The organism is Vibrio sp. Vb1337, from assembly GCF_033338715.1.
Lineage (GTDB): Bacteria > Pseudomonadota > Gammaproteobacteria > Enterobacterales > Vibrionaceae > Vibrio > Vibrio alginolyticus.
In genome coordinates this window covers 1-1,218 of sequence record NZ_JAWOTD010000161.1, presented here as the reverse complement: position 1 = coordinate 1,218, position 1,218 = coordinate 1, and the positions used below count along the sequence as shown (strand labels likewise).

Sequence of the window (1,218 nt, the reverse complement as noted above, 5' to 3'; positions counted from 1 at the left end):
GTTTCCTAAAAATAAATAACTCATTTCTTACCACGATAGCCTCTTTACTACTAAAAAGCCTCAGGCCTACGCACTCTCCATAATAACATCGCTAAAAACTCACCATCTAAAAGCCTTATATAGTAAAAAGTGCTCTATATGTGTTCGCTATTTATCGACCTAAACCACCATCATGACATCCTTAATATCGACTTTAAAAAGCTCGCAAGTCAGCAAAAATCCATTCAGATGAAAATGAGACTGCTGGCCCTTGCTCATTTCAAATGATGGGTACTCATGCACACAAATCGTCAAGTTTCTCAAAGTAAGCCGGACCAGTGTCAATAAGTTGGTCCAAAGCTTTCTTGAAGAACGGCAAGAAAAGCCAAGCACAGGAGGATTTGAAAAAATTCAAAATCGAAACGATCCTTAAGTTCCCAGAACATATAGCTTTAGAGTATGTTGATGTCTGGTTTCAGGACGAAGCCAGATTTGGGCAACAAAACACGACAACACACTTATGGACTGAAAAAGCAACTCGCCCAAGAGCCGTGAAGCAATAACAATTTGTGTATGCTTATCTGTTCGGTTCAGTTTGTCCCAGAAAAGGAATTGGTGAGGCTATCATTGTCCTTGGGTTCATAAAGACAAAGCACTTAAAACAAATATTGGCAGTCACGGAGGAGGGACGTCACGTCGTCGTTGTAATGGATGGTGCAGGATGGCATACAGAAGAAATTGCCAATGACTTTAAAATGTCAGTGTCATCAAACTTTCGCCCTATTCTTCAGAGCCAAACCCTATCGAACAAGTATGGCGTTGATTGAGGCAACGCGATTTAGCCAATCAATATTTTACTGATTACGACGACATCACCTTCAAAGTCTACGATGCATAGAATCGGTTTTGAATTGATCCAAAAGAGTCTCCAAAATATGCTCGAGAAGATGGATAGACCTGATCAGTTAATTTTCCAGATTGGTATGACTTCTCTTGGAAGGGAAAATGACAGACTCTAAAACGACAAAAGCCCTGCTATTTCTAGCAGGGCTTTCAAATAAGTGGCGGAGCGGACGGGACTCGAACCCGCGACCCCCGGCGTGACAGGCCGGTATTCTAACCAACTGAACTACCGCTCCGCACTGGTTAGACCTAAGTCTAAATTTAAAGCCTGGCGATGTCCTACTCTCACATGGGGAAACCCCACACTACCATCGGCGCTATTTCGTTTCACTTCTG

Annotated in this window: 1 tRNA gene; it reads right to left on the bottom strand. The window is 42.4% G+C overall.

The window, feature by feature from the left end:
- Positions 1–1,041: 1,041 nt before the first annotated feature.
- Positions 1,042–1,118, bottom strand: a tRNA-Asp gene (locus tag R7E42_RS24710).
- Between the last annotated feature and the right edge of the window lie 100 nt (positions 1,119–1,218).